This is a genomic window from Desulforhopalus sp. (genome assembly GCA_030247675.1).
Classification (GTDB): Bacteria; Desulfobacterota; Desulfobulbia; order Desulfobulbales; family Desulfocapsaceae; genus Desulforhopalus_A.
Genome location: JAOTRX010000004.1, coordinates 40,259 through 56,764 on the forward strand (window position 1 = coordinate 40,259; position 16,506 = coordinate 56,764).

Annotated in this window: 14 protein-coding genes; 7 read left to right on the plus strand and 7 right to left on the minus strand. The window is 50.4% G+C overall.

Annotated elements, in window-relative coordinates:
- Positions 1 to 95 precede the first annotated feature (95 nt).
- Positions 96 to 971, plus strand: a complete 876-nt coding sequence (locus OEL83_09760) for an SDR family NAD(P)-dependent oxidoreductase (protein MDK9707325.1) — start codon at positions 96 to 98, stop codon at positions 969 to 971.
- A 197-nt stretch (positions 972 to 1,168) separates the two neighbouring features.
- Here the strand turns inward: OEL83_09760 and OEL83_09765 are convergent, their stop codons facing one another.
- The 5 genes from OEL83_09765 to OEL83_09785 all read right to left on the minus strand — a co-directional run bounded on the left by OEL83_09765 (position 1,169) and on the right by OEL83_09785 (position 4,930).
- On the minus strand, positions 1,169 to 1,411 hold the full coding sequence (locus tag OEL83_09765; GenBank protein MDK9707326.1) for a phosphopantetheine-binding protein: 243 nt from the start codon (positions 1,409 to 1,411) through the stop codon (positions 1,169 to 1,171).
- Between the two features lie 32 nt (positions 1,412 to 1,443).
- Positions 1,444 to 2,448 carry a ketoacyl-ACP synthase III gene (locus OEL83_09770; GenBank protein ID MDK9707327.1) on the minus strand — a complete coding sequence of 335 codons (1,005 nt, stop codon included), beginning with the start codon at positions 2,446 to 2,448 and terminating at the stop codon, positions 1,444 to 1,446.
- A 3-nt stretch (positions 2,449 to 2,451) separates the two neighbouring features.
- Entirely contained in the window at positions 2,452 to 3,468 is a 1,017-nt protein-coding gene (locus OEL83_09775; GenBank protein MDK9707328.1) for a hypothetical protein, read from the minus strand.
- 18 nt (positions 3,469 to 3,486) lie between these two features.
- Complete coding sequence (locus OEL83_09780) at positions 3,487 to 4,491, minus strand: ketoacyl-ACP synthase III (GenBank protein ID MDK9707329.1); 1,005 nt, start codon at positions 4,489 to 4,491, stop codon at positions 3,487 to 3,489.
- A gap of 166 nt (positions 4,492 to 4,657) precedes the next feature.
- Positions 4,658 to 4,930 carry a hypothetical protein gene (locus OEL83_09785; GenBank protein ID MDK9707330.1) on the minus strand — a complete coding sequence of 91 codons (273 nt, stop codon included), beginning with the start codon at positions 4,928 to 4,930 and terminating at the stop codon, positions 4,658 to 4,660.
- Positions 4,931 to 5,155: 225 nt separating this feature from the next.
- Here OEL83_09785 and OEL83_09790 point away from each other — a divergent pair, with 225 nt between their 5' ends.
- The 6 genes from OEL83_09790 to OEL83_09815 all read left to right on the plus strand — a co-directional run bounded on the left by OEL83_09790 (position 5,156) and on the right by OEL83_09815 (position 14,219).
- A complete protein-coding gene (locus OEL83_09790; GenBank protein MDK9707331.1) occupies positions 5,156 to 7,270 on the plus strand; it encodes a PAS domain S-box protein in 2,115 nt (704 codons plus the stop codon).
- Positions 7,271 to 7,449: 179 nt separating this feature from the next.
- Positions 7,450 to 9,060: a response regulator gene (locus tag OEL83_09795; GenBank protein ID MDK9707332.1), complete on the plus strand. Its 1,611-nt coding sequence runs from the start codon at positions 7,450 to 7,452 to the stop codon at positions 9,058 to 9,060.
- A 225-nt stretch (positions 9,061 to 9,285) separates the two neighbouring features.
- Positions 9,286 to 10,419 (plus strand): response regulator, encoded by a 1,134-nt coding sequence (locus OEL83_09800; GenBank protein MDK9707333.1) that lies wholly within the window; start codon positions 9,286 to 9,288, stop codon positions 10,417 to 10,419.
- Between the two features lie 62 nt (positions 10,420 to 10,481).
- Positions 10,482 to 11,690 (plus strand): response regulator, encoded by a 1,209-nt coding sequence (locus tag OEL83_09805; GenBank protein ID MDK9707334.1) that lies wholly within the window; start codon positions 10,482 to 10,484, stop codon positions 11,688 to 11,690.
- Between the two features lie 302 nt (positions 11,691 to 11,992).
- Positions 11,993 to 13,159: an FIST C-terminal domain-containing protein gene (locus OEL83_09810; protein ID MDK9707335.1), complete on the plus strand. Its 1,167-nt coding sequence runs from the start codon at positions 11,993 to 11,995 to the stop codon at positions 13,157 to 13,159.
- Positions 13,152 to 14,219, plus strand: coding sequence for an ATP-binding protein (locus OEL83_09815; GenBank protein ID MDK9707336.1), 1,068 nt, complete (start codon positions 13,152 to 13,154; stop codon positions 14,217 to 14,219). Before OEL83_09810 ends, OEL83_09815 begins: the two co-directional genes overlap by 8 nt.
- A gap of 653 nt (positions 14,220 to 14,872) precedes the next feature.
- Here OEL83_09815 and OEL83_09820 read toward each other — a convergent pair.
- Both OEL83_09820 and OEL83_09825 read right to left on the minus strand, forming a co-directional pair.
- Entirely contained in the window at positions 14,873 to 15,412 is a 540-nt protein-coding gene (locus tag OEL83_09820) for a hypothetical protein (GenBank protein ID MDK9707337.1), read from the minus strand.
- A gap of 6 nt (positions 15,413 to 15,418) precedes the next feature.
- Positions 15,419 to 16,405, minus strand: a complete 987-nt coding sequence (locus OEL83_09825) for a TAXI family TRAP transporter solute-binding subunit (GenBank protein MDK9707338.1) — start codon at positions 16,403 to 16,405, stop codon at positions 15,419 to 15,421.
- Between the last annotated feature and the right edge of the window lie 101 nt (positions 16,406 to 16,506).

The window sequence follows — 16,506 nt, forward strand, 5'->3', positions numbered from 1 at the left end:
CAATCCGAATCATGGGCTTAATATCGTCGCTCCCAAACCGTTTGGTGTAAACGGCACGAGGCATGAATTCGCAAAGCAAGAAAAGGTGACAGAACATGCAAGAATTTCAAGGCAAGGTTGCGGTGATTACCGGCGCAGCGAGCGGCATAGGGCGTGGGATTGCGGAGAAATGTGGCAATGAGGGAATGAAAGTAGTCCTCGCCGACATTAACGAAGATGCTCTCACCAAGGCAGAAGCTGAACTGAGCGCCTTGGGCGGAACGGTGATTGCTGTGAAGACAGATGTTTCGAAAAGGTGTGACGTTGAACTGCTTGCTGACCGGGCGATTACTGCATTTGGCCAGGTGCATTTGCTCTTCAATAACGCCGGCGTTACTGCGGGAGGTGTGCCATGGGAGGCCACCTGGAATGATTGGGAATGGGTGATCGGCGTAAACCTATGGAGTGTAATTCATGGGATCAAGGTGTTTACGCCGCTGATGCTTGCACAGAATACCGAAAGTCACATCATCAATACCTCATCTTTGGCCGGGCTCATTGTCGGTTCGGGTTCCGCTCCGTATGCAGCGACGAAGCATGCAGTGGTAGCCCTCTCTGAGAGCCTGTGCCTGTCGCTCCAAGAACAAAACTCGCTGGTCAAAGTCTCGGTTCTCTGTCCAGGGCTGGTTAGGACAAATATCGTCGACGCGGAGCGGAACAGGCCTGAGGATTTGTGTGATGAACCGGTAATGAGGACCCCTGAAATGCTGGCTCGCCAGGCCGCATTCAAGGCTGCAATCGAGGCAAGCATGTCACCTCGCCAAGTCGCGGATATCGTGTTCGATGCAATCAGGGCAGAGCAGTTCTATATTCTTCCCCACCCCGAATATGCCGAAGTCATCCAACTCAGAACGGATAAACTGCTCCGCCTGGAGAATCCGGTAAGTCCTTATGCGGCGATTGCGAGACTTATGAAACCTATCAACACATAACCTGCGTTCAACCTGAACCGCTGCGGTTTTCAGATTAGACGACTTCGGAGGTGTGGCAGCACCGTCAGCCCAAGTCGCAACTACTAGAGCTCAAGTGTTGATATGTTTACGAAACGTTTGTTTGCGGTGCGCTGCACATTTTAACCAGCAAGACCCATTCAGGACTTGCTATGCCTTGCTGGCTCTGAACCACTTGCCTAGGCCTTAAGGTATTTATCGAGGAAGGTCAGAGTCATACGGAGGGTCCCGGCCGCCGTAGCATCATTCTTGTCGGCCTTGAAGCCGAATGCGTCCTCGATAAGCACCAACAGTTCCACCATGGCCAGGGAGTCCAGACCCAAGTCCTTGCGCAGATCTGCGTCCAAGGTGATCATGTCCTCCTTGATCCTGCCCATGCTCACCTTCACGATCAATGCCTTTACTTTTTCTTCCCTCGTCATTCCTGTCTCCTTTAAGATTGTATGTTTGTCCTTCACGGGTTGCTTGTTTGCATCGCCGAACCCCATCGTAATAAAACTGATCCCCAACAAACTCCGGCACCGAATCCGGTCATCACCAGCCGGTCCCTTGGCTTGATCCGCCCCTGGACCACGGCTTGGTGCAGGGCAATGGGCAGGGCGGCGGCAGAGGTGTTGCCCCAGTCCTCCATGGCCATCACGAAGCGATCCAAGGGCAGTTCCAGACGCCTGGCCGCAGCCTCGATGATCCGCCGGTTGGCCTGATGGGGAATGAACAGGTCAATATCCTCCACGCCCAGTCCGGCCTTGCGGATGACCCGCAGAGCCGAGTCCCCGAGGACCCGCATGGCGAACATGAAGATACGCCCTCCGTCCATGCGGACCAATTGCTGCTCCAGCTCCAGGGTTTGCGGTGTGGAGGGCAGACGGCTCCCGCCGGCCTCAACGATCAGGGCGTCGTATTCCTCGCCGTTGGAGCCAGCCTCGCCGGCCAAAAGCCCGTATCCATCTGGTACCGGTCCGATCACCACCGCCCCGGCACCGTCGCCAAACAACAGCAGGCTGTCCAGGTCCGTAGGTTTGATGGAACGCGACAGCACCTCGGAGCCCACCAGCAGTACCTTGGGGGCTAGTCCATTGCTGACAAGGGAACACCCAGCCATAAGACCGTAGACGAACCCAGCGCAGTTGGCCCTGAGGTCGAAGCAGCCGGCGGCCGGAATCCCAAGCCCATTCTGGACCAGGACCGCCGTGGACGGTGTGGGATAGTCCCCGGTGCTGGTGGCCACGATCACCATCCCGATTTCCTCAGGGGTCGTGCCCGAATTCTCCATGGCCTGCCGGGCAGCAGCTATGGCCAGGTCTGAACAGGCCTGTTCCGGCGCGGCGATGCGGCGCTTCCGGATGCCGGAAAGGGTGTAGAGTTCCTCCGGGGCCATGCCGAAACGCTCGGCCAGATCCTCGTTGGTCAGCTCCCCTTCGGGCAGATTGATTCCGGTCCCTAAAATACCCGCCTGCATACCTTACCTCGCTTGCCCGCGCTTGGCCGCTTCCCGGTCATCACGGATGAACCCCAGCAGGGCACGGGCTTCCTGTGAGTAGAGTTTGATACCTTCGTAGTCCGGCTCTTTCCCCAAAACCTGCTGAAGCATTATCCCGTCTGCTCCGAACCAGCGGGGGAACAGCCCCCCAAGGAAAAACCCGCGTTGCCACATTGCCTCAACAGCCGCACTCATGCAAGGGGTGGCGGTGGAGAGGATCACCTGGAGGCTCACTACCTGCCGTTGGCGTGCCTCGGCCAGCAGTTTGTCCAGCCAGGCCTCCCAGTCGCCCCCAATCTCGCTGACTGACAGCTTCCAGGTGCGAGCGGAATCGTAATAGTTGCTGGTGGTTGCCGTGGCTCCGCCCTCTGGCAGGGGCAGGCTTGAGGGCAGAAATTCTCTGGGATGCAGCGGTTGGGCAAGACGACGGAGTAGGTCGGCATACCGATTCGGCAGGTAGACCGGTTCCGGCTGGTCGGTCTGTTCATAGAACTGCAGTACGCAGGCAACCCGGTCGGTGTTCGGCCGGTGCTCGGTGAAACTGGCCCCGTCCAGCTGGTCCAGCTCGATGGCGCAGTCGTGTAAGCCGAGCTTGGCGCATCCAACCTGGGTAAAATAGTGGTGGCAGACAGATTCGCTGTAGTACCCTTCGGCCGGAGGCCCGGGCAACCTGCCGGGTTGTTTGAAGTACTCCATGAGGGACCATCCCAGCTGGTCGTCTCCGCGTCCCGGGATCAGCACCAGGTTGCCCCCTTCCCAAAGCAGGGGGTTGGGAGCGTTTCTATAGACGGAGGCATAACCGATGGCCTCCTGGCCCTGGTCAAAGGCCAAGGCCGCACACAGACGCCCGCCCTCAATCTCGGCCATGAGCAAGTCGGCGTGATAGACGTAGCGCATGGGAAAGGACTCGCCGTAGATTGCCCGGAACACCTTGGCCGCCTCCGATGCCGTGTCCGCAGTTACCGTGACGATGGTGTACGGTGAATCCGTCTGGTCCATTTTCGCGCCTCCTGTCCGTCAGCAAGATGTTGTCGGATTGCGCCAACGCAGCAGGCACGATCCCCAACTGAGCCCCGCACCGAAACCGGCCAGGAGGATCAGACCTCCCGGGAGTATTCTTCCCCGCTCCACTGCGTGATGCAGGGCGATGGGGATGGATGCGGCCGAGGTGTTGCCGCACTCCTCCAGGTCCAGGAACACTTTTGCCATGGGAAAGTTGAACCTGCCAACCGCAGCTTCCACGATGCGCCGATTGGCTTGGTGCGGGATCAGCAGGTCGATGTCGGCCGTGGTCAGGCCGGTGCGGTCCAGCACGCGCTCGACCGAATCCCCGATCACCCGCATCGCGAATTTGAAGACTTGGTGGCCATCCATATGCACAAAAGGACCGGGCTTGACCGTGCTCCCGGCGGGGACTGGTCGGCTGCCCTCCGCCCCGGGCAGCCAAACTGCCTCGAACCCGGAACCGTCGCAGCCCATGTCGCTGGCCAGCAGACCGCACCCGTCGGCCACCTGACCCACCACCACGGCCCCGGCGCCGTCGCCGAACAGGATTGCGGTTGCCGTATCGGCTGGGTCAACTATTCGGGAGAGCTTTTCCGCGCCTATTACCAGTGCCTTGGCGCAGAATCCGGAGGACACCAGATGGCAGGCCGTCGCAAGGGCGTAGACAAAGCCGGAGCAGCCCGCGGAGAGGTCGAAGCACATGGCCTGGGGAATGTGCAAGGCCTGCTGGATCAGGGCGGCCGTGGCCGGGCTGCTGGCATCGGGGGTGGAACTGGCCATGATGAGCAAGCCGATTTCCTCGGCAGCGGTTCCGGCCTGTTCCAAGGCCTGCCGCCCCGCTTCCACGGCCATTCCCGAAGACAACATCCCGTTCGGGGCAATGCGCCGGACGGCTATCCCGGTCTGCTGGAAAATCCATTCCGGGGTCACCCCCAGCCGCCTGGAGAGTTCCTCGTTGGTTAAGGCCCCCTCCGGCAGGTATGCGCCTGTGCCAAGTATTCCGACTGCCGTAAACATATTGTCCCCTTGGAAATCTGAGCAACCGTCTCAGAGAAGGTGAGGGTGAGGGATGATAAGTCATCGCTTTCTTCGTGCTTCCCAAAAAACCCTTTCCAACGAAGGACTCTCTGAATTGATACGTTGGTACTACCCTTTCAAAAAAGGTTTTGCAATATTTTTGAGTCTAAAGGAAATGCTCGGTAGAAACAAGGCAGACCAAGACTTTTTCCATCGACAACAGGGCGTTGACAAACAGTTTTTTGGAGGTGTTGGTCGACCACGTTTCTGCAGATATAGATTTGCCTTGGCAATCCTTGGTGTGAAAGCGTGCCTCGAAATTTGGGACTATTCCTGATTGTGATCGAGCACCGGCTTGAATAGCCTGGACGACAAGGCCAAAATTGTCCATGGATAAAGACTGAGCTTTTTCCACATATTCCTGATCGATAACCTTCATCCACTTCACCCTTCCAAGTACTCGTTTGCCGGATGAACTAGAAATTTGTCGGCGCAAAAATTTTACACTACAATTCACCGATAGGGTATTCTGTTTGAATCCTATTTTAGGAGAAGAGTGGGTAGCTGACGATTTTGTTATATTTCGAGCAGCTTTTCGAGCCTTTATTTATCTGGTTTTCCTCAGCTATTTGCAAGAAAGCAGGGATGCGAAAGGAAGAATGCTATGACCTCAAAGAAGGAAAAATTCCCAAAGCATATAGATAGCAGTTCACCCTCAACCTCCGAGAATGACAAGATATCAACAGAGCAATATCCCACGGGTGAATACCTTCCTTTTTTCACCATATTTGAAAATATTGCAGAGGGAGTTGCTTGCTGCAGGATCATCTTAGATAACAACGATAAACCTGTCGATTTTAAATATCTTTATGTGAACGCCGCTTTTAAACGATTACCTGGTTTGACCGAATTATTTGGCAAGAGATCTGCTGAAGTAATCCCTGGGATTGAAGAAGCACCTTCTCGGTTCTTTGAAGCCTGTAACCGTGTAGCGCTTTCAGGCGGGGCGGAGAAATTTAAATTTGAATGTAAGCCTTCTGAGACAATTTTTTCGGTCTCCGTTTTCAGTGATAAAAAAAGATATTTCACAGCCGTCTTTGAGGATATCACCGCCAGCCGTCATTTGGCAAAAGACCTGAATATTATTAAAGATAAACGTCACCAAAAACACGTAGAGCAGGATGTGCTGGAAAGCGAAGAGCGATATCGCCTGCTCTTTGATTCCTCCCTTGATGCAATTCTTCTCACCGCCCCGGATGGCAGTATTTATGGTGCAAATCCGTCCACCTGTCGCATGTTTCAGCGATCGGAAGAAGAAATTAAACAGATCGGCAGAAGTGGACTTGTGGACACATCCGACCCCCGATTAGCACGGGCCCTTGCAGAACGTCAGCAAACGGGGAACTTTGCCGGTGAACTCGTATGTATTCGCAAAGATGGTACAAAATTCCCAGGAGAGGTATTCACCTCTGTTTTCAAAGATAGAAAGGGCAACGCTCGAACCAGTATGATTATTCGCGACATAACGAAGCGCAAGCTCGTGGAAGAAGAGGTTCGGTTAAGCGAAGAAACTCTGAGAAAGGCGCAGCGTGTTGGGAAGATGAGTAGCTGGCGATACATTCCCGCCGGAATATCCGGAGACTGGACGAAAGAAAAATTTCTTTTTTTAAAGCAGGAAGGAGCACCTTCCTACGAAAGGTACGCTGATATCTTTTGCTCTGTCCATCCCGATGACAGTCAAATGCTCTACAAAGCCATGGAAAAGGCAATATTCCAAGGGATAGACTTTGAATTGCAATTGCGTATCATCCGGCCCACCGGAGGTATTGGCTACATCCATACGGTGTGTGATGTGAGTAAGGATGAGCAGGGCAATGCGACAGAGTTGATAGGAACAACCCAGGATATAAGTGCAATAAAAACCATCCAACAAAAACTTGAAAACGCGGAAGAGAGATACCGGACGGTTGTTGAGGACCAAACGGAACTTATCTCCCGCTTTTCCAGTGAGGGATTTTTAAATTATGCAAATCCGGCATATTGTAAGTTTTTTAACATTAAGTTTGAAGAATTAAGTGGCAGGAGATGGCAGCCGGTTGCCTTTGAAGATGACCGCCAGATGATCGAGCAACAAATCTTGCACCTCACACCGGCCAATCCGGTTGTAACTGTTGAAAACAGGGTTTACAAGGGGGATGGCAGTATACGCTGGATTCAGTTTATTAACCGGGGAATATTCAATAAAGCTGATAAATTGGTTGAAATACAATCGGTGGGGCGCGATATATCGGATCTCAAGGAAATTCAATTGTCGCTTCAGCAAAAGGACCAGGAGCTGTCCGAGAAAAACAGGAAACTTGAGAAACTTAATATCGCACTTGAAGTTGTTATTGAACAGAAAAACGAACAGTTAGATAGTCTTCGATCGGACATAGTCAAACAGTATTCAAGTTTTGTCAAACCGCACCTTGAAGAGTTAAAAGACATCTCGGAAAATTGGCGGGGAAATCAATATCTGAAACTGATTGAGCAAGGGATGCAGCATATCCTCACTCCTTTTGCGCAGCACATAATGTCTCTCAACAACCAACTCTCACCGATGGAAATACAGGTCGCGACTCTCATAACCAGAGGAGAAACTATTAACGGAGTTGCAAAAGAACTGAAAATATCAGCACATACAGTTAAATACCACCGCAAAAATATTCGATTCAAGTTGGGGATCAAGAATAAGAAAATCAATCTCCGGTCCTATCTCCTTCGAGACGATACCCGATAAAGTGGGGGGACAGCCCCCCCACTTTACTCCCCATATTTCCCTTCTTTCTTTTCCGCCCATACAGCATAGAGTTGAATTGTAATTCTACGAAAAATACAGGGAGCTCAGCCCAAGCGTAATATCGTAAAAAGTTGCCACAGTGATAGCCGATTGTTGCCTTAAGAAAAGGAACCACTTTTATGGATGGGAAAATACTGATTGTTGATGATGAACCGGCGCTAAGAAAGCTTTTAGTCAGATTTCTGACAGACGCAGGCTATGAGTGTTACACCGCGGAAGATGCAGTGCTGGCTAAAGAAATCCTCAGCGCAAATGTTTTCGATCTCCTTCTCTGTGATTTGAAACTACCGGGGGAATCAGGTTTAGACCTTCTCCGATACACGAAGAAGCACTACCCGCATATAGGAAGGGTTATGATCACTGGCACGAGTTCCCCAGAAATTGCCAGTGAAATCATGTCAGTTGGAGTTTATGGATACATTATCAAGCCGGCAACCCAAAATGTAGTTCTGATAACAGTAGAGAATGCCTTACGTCATTTGCGTCTCGATCTTCATCTGCAAGCCTGTAAAGTCGAACTAGAAAAAAACTCTTTGCTTCGCACGGAGAAACTCACGGCCATCATGAACAATCTCAACGTGGGCGTGGTGATGTTCGATTTGAATATGAAGATACTGGAAATAAATAAGCAAATGCGGCACTGGTTCCCGGACCTCTCCTTGGAAACCACAATCCCCTATTATAATGCCCTAATAAATCCATCATATGAAGATGTCTGCCATGTTTGTCCCATAACAGAAACCTTTCAAAAAGCCAGCACCTGTGAAGTGACAATAAATCTCATCACAGCCAAGGGAGAAAGGGAGTTCAGGATCGTGACGTCTCCAATCATCGATAAATCCGGCAGTGTATATGCGAGAATTAGCTTATACGAAGACGTTACAGAAAAAATGCTTCTCGAAAGGGATTTAACCCAGGCCCAGAAATTTGAGGCAGTTGGTCAATTAGCCGCAGGAATCGCTCACGAGATCAACACTCCCATTCAATATATTGGTGATAATATAAGCTTTTTGAGAGATTCATTTGATGGGATATTCGGGGTTTTGAATACATACAACCACCTCTGGCAGAACTTGAAAGAGAGAAATTCCATCCCAACGGCAATGGATCGCCAACTGACCGAAGAGATAGAAAATGCCGATATTGGGTTTCTTTGGGAAGAAATACCCAAAACGGTCAGTCAAACCCTTGAGGGAGTTCAGCGAGTTGAAAAGATTGTCCGGGCCATGAAGGAGTTTTCACATCCGGGCAGCGACGAGAAAACGGCAGTGGATATCAATAAAACTTTGGAGAGTGCGATCACGGTTTGTAGAAATGAGTGGAAGTATGTCGCAGAGATGGAAACGAATTTTGCGCTGAATATGCCATTGATACCGTGCTTTGCCGGTGAGATCAGCCAGGTCTTCTTGAATATCCTTGTAAATGGCGCCCATGCCATAGCCGAGCACACACAGGGGGATAGTAAAGGAAAAGGTAAAATTACCATTCGAACGATTCGAATGGATAATAGTGTGCAGATACGAATCAGCGATACGGGTGGAGGTATTCCGAAGGAAATTCAAGGCCGGGTCTTCGATCAGTTTTTTACAACCAAAGCGAAGGGGAAAGGAACAGGACAGGGTTTAGCAATCGCCCGTAGGGTAATAGTCGATAAGCATAAAGGTGCGCTGTATTTTGAAACAGAAATCGGTCAAGGCACAACATTTATCATTGATCTCCCATACCAGTGAAATAACAACCGCCGCAATGCGCGTCTTTCCCAAGGCGCCGACCGGTAGGGCGCTAATGGAATCATAGAGACACCGGTCACAACAATTCGATTACCTGCCTCTAGTTTTTAAGAGGTTTTGTGTGTTTTCCGGAAGTTTAAATAGAAGTTGAAAAGATCCGATACTTCAACAAGAGCATTTGGTAATCGGCGCAACGATTTATCGATTTCATAGGGAGAGGCAACGATGACCGAGAAGGTGCTTTTCGTCGATGATGAAGAAAATATCCTGCATTCAATAAAACGGGACCTTCGAAAACGATTCGAAATTCACACTGCTGTTAGTGGTGCAGAAGCTCTCGAGATTATGAGAAAAGATGGGCCATTTGCGGTCGTTGTGTCGGATATGCGGATGCCGGTTATGGATGGAATTCAGCTCCTTAGTACAGTCAAAGACCAGTATCCCGAAACAGTGCGACTGATGCTCACAGGCAATGCCGACCAGGAAACCGCCATCGAAGCTGTCAATAAAGGACAAATTTTTCGTTTCTTGAACAAACCCTGTCCAACCTCCTCCTTGGTTATGGCTATCGCCTTGGCCCAACGCCAGTATAGGTTAATAACTGCGGAAAAAGAACTCCTCGACAAGACGCTCAAGGGGAGTATCACGGTACTTTCCGAAGTGCTCAGTCTCGCAAGTCCAACGGCTTTCAGCAGTGGTTTGCGGGTGAAAACCGTGGTCGGCGAAATTGTCCAAAAAATGCAATTGTACAATATCTGGCAATATGAGATTGCTGCCCTGATGTCACGGATAGGTTGTATTACCTTACCTCCGAATACACTTGCCAAGTTGTATTCGGGGCAGGAACTAGATGCAGAAGAAGAAGCAATGTACCGGGAACATCCTGTGATCGGCGCCAAACTTTTGGAAAAAATTCCCCGACTCGAAACGGTTGCGGCAATCATTGCCCATCAGCTTCAACCTTATGAATCCTTTGCTGAATGCCATGAGATGAAGGAAGAGGTTGCCTTGGGAGCGCAGATTTTGAAGGTTGCAACTGACTTTGAATCTTTGCTGCATCGTGGTTTGAAACGTTCTGAAGCGCTTAAGTATCTCCACAATGAGCCCGCTCAATATAATCCGGAAATACTTAGAATACTTGATGAAATTAAAATTGCTCCAGAAAGCGAAAAAATTGTCGCCCTTGAAATCCGTGATATGGCGGCAGGGATGTTTGTTGAACAGGATATTATGGCATTAAGTGGTGTTGTTATTGCATCAAAGGGTCAGGAGGTGACGTGGTCGCTAATCCGGGGGCTGAAAAATTTTTCTCAGCAAGTGGGTGTTAAGGAACCGATTTTAGTGAGGATCAAACAATAATATTGGTGTTTTAGGGTTACCAGCTTGATACTTCTTTAATCGCATAGGGTGCTAAGGTCGCAATGGCAAAGAAATCAATACTATTCGTCGATGATGAGCTCAATATCCTTGAAGGCCTCCGTCGGATGCTGAGAGCTCTGCGCAATGAATACGATATGCATTTTGCAAATGGAAGCAGTGAGGCCCTGCAGATTATGGAAGGGGGGAGGTTCGATGTAATTGTCTCTGACATGCGTATGCCTGGTATGGATGGTGCGGAGTTGTTGGAAATCATTAAAGATAAATACCCACACACCATACGCATCATGCTGACCGGACAAGCTGACGAGCTTTCTATTCTCCGAACTGTTGGGGTTGTTCATCAGTTTTTGGCTAAACCCTGCGATCCTGAGAAGCTTAAAATGATCCTTCTGCAAACCAGTTCCCTGCAGGACATGTTGTCGGATGGTCGATTGAAAGATCTCATCTCGCAATTAGGCGCATTGCCCAGTTTGCCATCAACCTATGCCCGATTGCAGAAAGCTCTTGCCACTCCTGATGTTGCAATTAGTGAACTAGGTAATATTATCGCGCAGGACATAGCTATGACGGCTAAAGTTCTCCAGCTTGTTAATTCCTCGTTTTTTGGAGTTTATTCAAGGGTCGACAATCCTGGTCGTGCAGTCGCCCTGCTTGGTATTGACACCATCAAAGTGCTCGTCCTTGGCCTGGAGCTTTTTTCCAAAATCAAAATCTCAGATGAAATCTTCCCGATTGATCGACTTTGGCGGCACAGTCTTTTGGTTGGTAAGATATCGAAGGCTATCGCCGTCGGGCAGTCTGATGAAAAGACTTTGATTAGTAATACCCTCCTTGCCGGCACCTTGCATGATCTGGGCAAACTGGTTCTGATCTCTTCCCTTCCAGAGCTATATCGACAGACTATTGATATGGCGCGAGAAAAAAATATCACCATGCGGGAGGCGGAAGTAGCCGTCTTTGGCGCAACACAGAGTGCGGTTGGATCATATCTTGTTGGTCTTTGGGGCTTTTCCGGTCCGATAATAGAAGCAATCGGTTTTCAAAACAATCTGGAAAATATTCCGTCAGATGCTTTCAGCCCAACCCTTGCTGTTCATGTGGCAAATGTTCTGTACTATCGCAACCGTCCGGAAGAGATAATCGGCAGACCGGCCAATATAAACATACCAGTCATCGAACGACTTGGCCTGTTGGATAAGTTGGGAGAATGGGAGAAGCTTTGTTCAGAGATACTGCAAAATGAAGACTGAAATTCTTTGATGGAGGGAGGAAATCATTCTGCATTGGCCACATAAGCCGTTGTCAAACAATAACATGGCCGATCTGGAACCCGGAACGGCATAAGGAGCCGTAAGGAAATGGATTTAAATGACCATGTTATTTCCTAACGGCTCCTAAGCACAGAGAGTCATATCCTCCGGGATTTGACGAACCTCAGAAAAAAAAGGATACTCAATTACATATACACTGGTGGATCTTTTTTGCAGCCGGTTTTCGAGGAAAGGGCGAGATCCCAAACAGATAAAATCACAACATCAATTAAAATCCCGAAATGATTGAGCAAAAAAATTCAAGCCATGGCGAGGGCAGCATCCCATTACGATTGCAGGTGCGACAAGGTTCATCTCACAATCCGGATGTGGATGAGGCGGTTCGTGAGTTGGCGGCCCAAATTAGCCAGCCGAACGCTCAGATCTATATGGTTTTTTTTTCTGACGAGTTCGATCCGCAACAAATTGGTAAAGCATTAAAAAAACATTTCCCCGGACCTGTTATTGGTTGCACGACGGCCGGACAGCTTTCGGAAACAGGGTTTCAGCGTGGTGGTCTCTCAGGCGCCTCACTGGCCAGCGCCGAGTTGTCAGTCATTCCTTACCTGATCCACCCTCTCTCCTCATATACCGAACAGATAGCTGAAATGGGCAGGGATATTCAAAAGCAGTTATCTCCTTCTGGGTTGCAAGCGTTCGGCTTCTTGTTGGTGGATGGACTTTCGATGAAAGAAGAGCAGTTGATTTCCGCATTGTATATGGCACTCGGTAATGTTCCGATTGTTGGCGGATCAGCTGGGGATAGTTTGAAATTCAAACGAACTTTTGTGTATTACGACGGTGTTTTGTTACAGGATGCTGCAGTATTCACCTTGTTTTTAACTTCTCTGCCATTTTATGTTTTTAAACACCAACATTTCCTTCCGTCATCCACTAGGCTTGTTGTAACAGAGGCAGATCCTGAGCAACGTATTGTCAGGGAGATCAACGGCGAACCAGCAGCCGAGGTCTATGCGCAACTGATTGGAACAACCGTCGATCGACTGACGGCGGATGAATTTTCTCGACACCCTCTGATGCTGCGTCTTGGTACCGAGTATTATGTGCGGTCAATTTCCAATGCACTGCCTGACGGAAGTCTGAAATTTTTCTGCGGTATCGATACCGGCCTTGTACTCACCATTGGTAAGGGTGATTCTGCGATTGATGCCTTAAAGAGAGAGATGCAGAAAGTCAAAGAAGTTGTGGGCGAACCGACAATCATCATTGGCTGTGACTGTATCCTTCGAAGGCTGGAAATGGAGGCGCACAATTTAGATGATAGTGTTGGTGACCTGATGGCCAAGAGTAAAGTTGTCGGGTTCAGTACCTATGGAGAACAGATCAATTCAGTTCATGTCAACCAAACCTTCACGGGAGTAGCAATTGCAGGGGGAAAAATTGAGTGAACGTAAAGATATAGAAATCATTACAAAGCTTGAAGCCAAGCTGAAGGCACAACAAAAAACCATTGAAGTGCTTATGAATGCAGCAGAACAGCGGGCCTCCGATGGATTGTCCTCAATGGAAATCCTTTCCCAGAATCTTGCACTTGAGCGTGTTGTTCAGCAGAAAACCAGCAATTTGCAGCGACAGGGAGAGGAGTTAAAGAAGGCATTACATGAGCTGCAACTCTCCCAGACGCAGCTCCTCCAAGCCCAGAAACTGGAGTCGGTGGGCCAGCTTGCCGCTGGTATCGCTCACGAAATTAACACGCCAACCCAGTACATAAGCTCAAATTTGGACTTTCTTGCTGATTCATTTACCGATGTAAAGCGCCTCGTTGATAACTTGAAAGGATTACTGCAACAGATTGACCAGGGGACTCCGATTGCCGAACCATGTAAGATGGTCGAGAACCTTTTAGAGGAACTTGACTGGAAATATCTGGAAACCGAGATTCCTACGGCAATTGAGCAGTCCCGGGAGGGGGTTAAACGGGTGACAACCATTGTTGGGGCGATGAAAGAATTTTCACACCCGGGCAGTAGAGAAAAGGATTATTATGATCTCAATAGAATTCTTGAAACTACAATTACCGTTACCAGCAATGAATGGAAATATTGCGCTGAAATTGAGACCCATCTTGCTGCAAATCTCCCGAAAGTTTATTGTCTTTCAGACGAGATAGGCCAGGTTTTTCTAAATATCCTCATCAACGCTAGCCATGCCATTGCCAGTAAGAATATGGCAAATAACGAAAAAGGGAGAATTACAATCTCCAGTCGCCACACCCAGGACTATGTTGAGATTTGTATCGAAGACACCGGAATTGGTATTCCGGAGAATATCCGGGAAAGGGTGTTTGATCCCTTTTTCACCACAAAAGAAGTCGGGAAAGGGTCTGGTCAGGGTTTGGCAATTGCACATGATGTCATTGAGAATAAGCATGACGGCACACTGAGGCTTACTTCCGTGGTTGGCGTTGGAACAACTTTTACTATCCAGTTGCCCATCAAAGGAAAGTAAGTGCACGGATCCAGTCACTCATATGGAAAATACATGAAATAACAATACAAAGAGGAGGTAGTACGGCAATGAAAAAGTTGTTTTTGGGAACAATGCTGCTGGCGTCGGCCATGGTTTTCCCTGTACCAACAATGGCTGAGGTAAACGTCACCATCGGTATTCCTGTGCCGCATATCCGAATACCCATGCCCCCGCGTATTGTGGTTGCTGAGCCGCCGCGACTGGTGGTGATTCCCGAGACCTATGTCTATGCCGCTCCCGACATAGACGAAGACATCTTCTTCGTTGACGGCTGGTGGTGGCGGCCGTGGGAAGGACGGTGGTATCGGTCCCGGCATCATAGCTCTGGCTGGCATCGATACAAGGGGGAACCCACTTTCTATCGCCATGTCCCAAGAAGTTGGAGGAACGATTATCGGGAGGGTATTTGGCGAGGACATCGGTGGCACGCGGAACCACTGCCTCATGATCGGGTCCAACGGAACTGGAGAAGCTGGAAATCGGACAGGCACTGGGAAAGGAACCACCGGTGGAACGTCCAGGATTTACCAAGGCGGGATAATCACCGATATCCGGTCAGGGATTCGCACCGGGGGCATTCCCGTAACTATTGAGAAGGGCTGAGAAAGGACGGTCGCCTGGCCCTCAGGGGATCAGCGCCAGACCCGTTGTAGAGATTCGACAACCAGGCCGTACAGGTTGGGCCGGGTGGTGCTGAGCACCACCTGGCCGCCGAAACCGACTTCGTTTTTGAATTTGATGGTTGTATTGCCGGCGGTAAAGCTGGGTTTGCCTATGTCTCCGACGCGGTAGACGATTCGGGAAAATGGCCGCCGGAGTCCGGTCGTCGTGAAGGGGCCGCCGGTGTGGTAGAAATCGTCGACCTCTTCCGGGGCTATGCGCATCGGCGGCAGGCCGCGCGGGTCGGCGAAGGTCACTGCCGTCTGCACGAGTAGGCCTTTTTCGGCAATAAAATCTTCTGTAACATCCAGATCAAAGAGGGAATTGTGCCAGGTCAGAGCGGCACTTTCCCCGTCAGCCAGGATAACCGACAACAGCTGCCGCCCGGTTGCGCCGTCTTTTAGCAGCAGCCGGGTATACCATGGAACGGTGATCTGCAGACCAAGCCAGGCCGCCAGGATCGTGCCGGCCAGAACGGCCGGCACGAGGAGTTTTTTGCGACTGAACTCCATTGACCTCTATTTAATGACGCCTTGCTCTTTGAAAAACTTGGCGGCACCATTGTGAATGAATTTTTGCGACTCGGCATTGGCCTGTTTAACGGCCATCTCAGGAGTCAGCTTGGCAACTTCCTTGGCAACGGCCGCCAGGTCCTTCTGGTTGGCAAAGATGGCGCTGACGATCTGGTACATCCTGTCTTCCGGGAACTTGTCCATGGCCATCAGCACGGCGGTGATCGCCAGGGTATTGACGTCGGCCTCGACGCTTGCGTAGCTGCCTTTGGCAAAGACGGTTTTATGAAATACCCCGGGGTTTTCCTTCTGGATCTTCTCGGCATTGTCGCCATCGATGGGCAGAAGGACCATCTTCAGGCCGGAGGTGGAGGCCAGGTCGATTATCGAGCCGGTGGGCACCGCCCCGCTCCAGAAGAAGGCGTCAAGTTTGCCGTCTTTCAGGCCGGCAACACATTCGGTTGCACCAAGTTTCTCACGTTTGAGATCCTTATCCATGTCGATGCCGAGTGACTTAAGCACATAGGCTGCCTGTTCTTCCGTGCCGCTGTTGGGGGCGCCGGTGGAGACCCGCTTGCCTTTGAGGTCGGCCAGGCTCTTGATGCCGGTGCCGTCCTTGGTGACCACATGCAGCGGTTGCTCGTAAAAGCCCATGACGATACGAACGTTGAATTTACCGTTCAATCCCGGCATCTTGCCTTCATTGACCCAGGGTACGTGATAGTCATAGGCAAAGGCCATACCCGCCTTGCCGGCGGTGAGCAGTTTGAGATTGTCCAGGGCCGCGGTGGTGGCCTCGGCGGTGGCCTCGGTACCGGCAACCTTCTGGGTGACCAGACCGCCAATGGCGCCGCCGAGCGGATACCAGACGCCGCCCGTTCCACCGGTGACAATACTAAATGACAGCTTGTCCTGAGCCTTTACTGGCTGGGCGTACGAGGCTACCAGGAATACCAGGGCGATGGCCAGGTACATCATGCTTCTTGCCTTCATCTTCTTCCTCCCCATAAATGATTTTGGTAACGGAGAAATTCGTTTCTTTTTATAGAAAGAATTTCGTGGAGCTGCGCATCCCCGAAAAGGGGCACTCATAC

Coding starts and splice junctions, on each gene's coding strand:
- OEL83_09775 (MDK9707328.1), bottom strand. CDS start 3,468: ATGGACCAGACGGATTCACCGTACACCATCGTCACGGTAACTGCGGAC.
- OEL83_09765 (MDK9707326.1), bottom strand. CDS start 1,411: ATGACGAGGGAAGAAAAAGTAAAGGCATTGATCGTGAAGGTGAGCATG.
- OEL83_09760 (MDK9707325.1), top strand. CDS start 96: ATGCAAGAATTTCAAGGCAAGGTTGCGGTGATTACCGGCGCAGCGAGC.
- OEL83_09805 (MDK9707334.1), top strand. CDS start 10,482: ATGGCAAAGAAATCAATACTATTCGTCGATGATGAGCTCAATATCCTT.
- OEL83_09785 (MDK9707330.1), bottom strand. CDS start 4,930: ATGAAGGTTATCGATCAGGAATATGTGGAAAAAGCTCAGTCTTTATCC.
- OEL83_09770 (MDK9707327.1), bottom strand. CDS start 2,448: ATGCAGGCGGGTATTTTAGGGACCGGAATCAATCTGCCCGAAGGGGAG.
- OEL83_09790 (MDK9707331.1), top strand. CDS start 5,156: ATGACCTCAAAGAAGGAAAAATTCCCAAAGCATATAGATAGCAGTTCA.
- OEL83_09810 (MDK9707335.1), top strand. CDS start 11,993: ATGATTGAGCAAAAAAATTCAAGCCATGGCGAGGGCAGCATCCCATTA.
- OEL83_09780 (MDK9707329.1), bottom strand. CDS start 4,491: ATGTTTACGGCAGTCGGAATACTTGGCACAGGCGCATACCTGCCGGAG.
- OEL83_09795 (MDK9707332.1), top strand. CDS start 7,450: ATGGATGGGAAAATACTGATTGTTGATGATGAACCGGCGCTAAGAAAG.
- OEL83_09800 (MDK9707333.1), top strand. CDS start 9,286: ATGACCGAGAAGGTGCTTTTCGTCGATGATGAAGAAAATATCCTGCAT.
- OEL83_09825 (MDK9707338.1), bottom strand. CDS start 16,405: ATGAAGGCAAGAAGCATGATGTACCTGGCCATCGCCCTGGTATTCCTG.
- OEL83_09820 (MDK9707337.1), bottom strand. CDS start 15,412: ATGGAGTTCAGTCGCAAAAAACTCCTCGTGCCGGCCGTTCTGGCCGGC.